This window comes from Allorhodopirellula heiligendammensis (assembly GCF_007860105.1).
GTDB classification, from domain to species: Bacteria; Planctomycetota; Planctomycetia; order Pirellulales; family Pirellulaceae; genus Rhodopirellula; species Rhodopirellula heiligendammensis.
The window spans coordinates 1-1,475 of sequence record NZ_SJPU01000034.1 but is presented as its reverse complement, the minus strand read 5'-3'; the positions used below and the strand labels follow the sequence as shown (position 1 = coordinate 1,475).

Here is a 1,475-nt window from a genome sequence, read left to right as displayed (position 1 = left end):
TCCAACTCATTGAAGCGTTGCTCCCAGCGTTCACATTCCGGACATCCGTTCCCAGTGCTCATGGCGTAGAATTCTAACCGACATCGCCGAATCCGCGAATATCAGTTTTAAAACCGTGAACAGTTACCGAGATCGTAGCGTTCTATTTGGCTAATCTCGATGCGGTGAACAACTGGGATATCGTCGACACGACTGCCCCGAAAATTCTCGGGGCTTGGATGGTGGAGAATTCCGATGAGCGCCATGTGCTAGATCGTCTGGCTGGCAGCAATGTGCTGTGGGAGCGGCGTGTGGCGGTTTTGGCTACGTTCTCGCTAATCAAGCATGATGAGTTTGTGGAGATCATCGAACACGCCGAGCGTCTGATGGGTGACGGGCATGACTTGATGAACAAGGCGATCGGATGGATGCTTCGCGAAATGGGCAAACGCGATCAGCCCCGATTGGAAAAGTTCTTGAAGAAACACGCAAAAGTGATGCCGCGAACAATGCTGCGGTATTCGATCGAAAAATTGTCGAGTGAAGACCAAACGAAATTTTTGGAAATGAGATGGGAGAAGTTTGAAGTTTGAAAGTAAAAACGGGGAAAGTGGACTATTTGGCACGGATCTTCACGGATGAAGAATGATTGCAGAAAATCTGTGTTTGATCCGCGCGTATCCATGGCTGAGAATTGTGGTATTTCTCTGAAAAGTATTGTTGGCAAGACCGAAGCGATCGTGCGTGACCGTATGGGCGGGCAGGCGGCAGGTCACGGCATGGATCACGTCCTTCGAGTGCTGGCGTCGGCTCGGGCGATTCAGGCTGAGGCCGGTGGTGACTTGGAGATCATCGAGTTAGCCGCGTTGCTGCATGACGTTGGCGATGCCAAGCTTCATGATGGCGTTGAACGGAGTGCCGAGTTCGCTCGGGAGATTCTCGGCAGTCTGGGTGCGAGTGACGAATTGATCGCACATGTTGCACACATCGTCGACAACATTTCCTTTCGCAAAACGGAATCAGCCGAGCCTCTGTCGCTTGAAGGTCAAGTCGTTCAGGATGCCGATCGGCTGGACGCTCTGGGAGCGATCGGGATTGTGCGGACGATTGAGTACGGGGCAGCGTTTGGGCAGCCGTTCTACTCCTCCTATGGCGATACGAAAACAGACGTTGGGCACTTTCACGAAAAGCTATTCAAGCTGAAGTCGCTGATGAATACGGACGCCGGTCGGCGAATGGCGAAAGATCGCGAGGCGTTTAAGCGGTCGTTCTTGGATCAGTTTCTTCGCGAATGCAGTTAGGCAATAACTCTTCGCATCTTGAAGTTTTTCATTAAGACGCCGCGGCACTCGACAAGTTGTTGTTTGATCGTAAGCGTTCGGCGGGAGGATGAAAATGGGCGTCGGTAGGTTGGCGGTTTTTCTTGAACCCAGGAGGTCAACATGTTGCCGTCTCGTCGTCAGGTTTGGGCTGAGCGATTCAGTCGCTATCAAGCT

Annotated in this window: 2 protein-coding genes; both read left to right on the top strand. The window is 52.1% G+C overall.

Going from position 1 to position 1,475, the window contains the following annotated elements; all coding sequences use genetic code 11:
• Positions 1–131 precede the first annotated feature (131 nt).
• On the top strand, positions 132–572 hold the full coding sequence (locus Poly21_RS26840; RefSeq protein ID WP_302120801.1) for a DNA alkylation repair protein: 441 nt from the start codon (positions 132–134) through the stop codon (positions 570–572).
• A 90-nt stretch (positions 573–662) separates the two neighbouring features.
• The gene (locus Poly21_RS26835; protein WP_146410139.1) at positions 663–1,280 is read left to right on the top strand and encodes an HD domain-containing protein; all 618 of its coding nucleotides are present in this window, start codon (positions 663–665) and stop codon (positions 1,278–1,280) included.
• Positions 1,281–1,475: the final 195 nt, after the last annotated feature.

Bases quoted from the DNA above. Each gene is read 5' to 3' on its own strand.
- Poly21_RS26835 (WP_146410139.1), top strand. From the start codon at position 663: ATGGCTGAGAATTGTGGTATTTCTCTGAAAAGTATTGTTGGCAAGACC.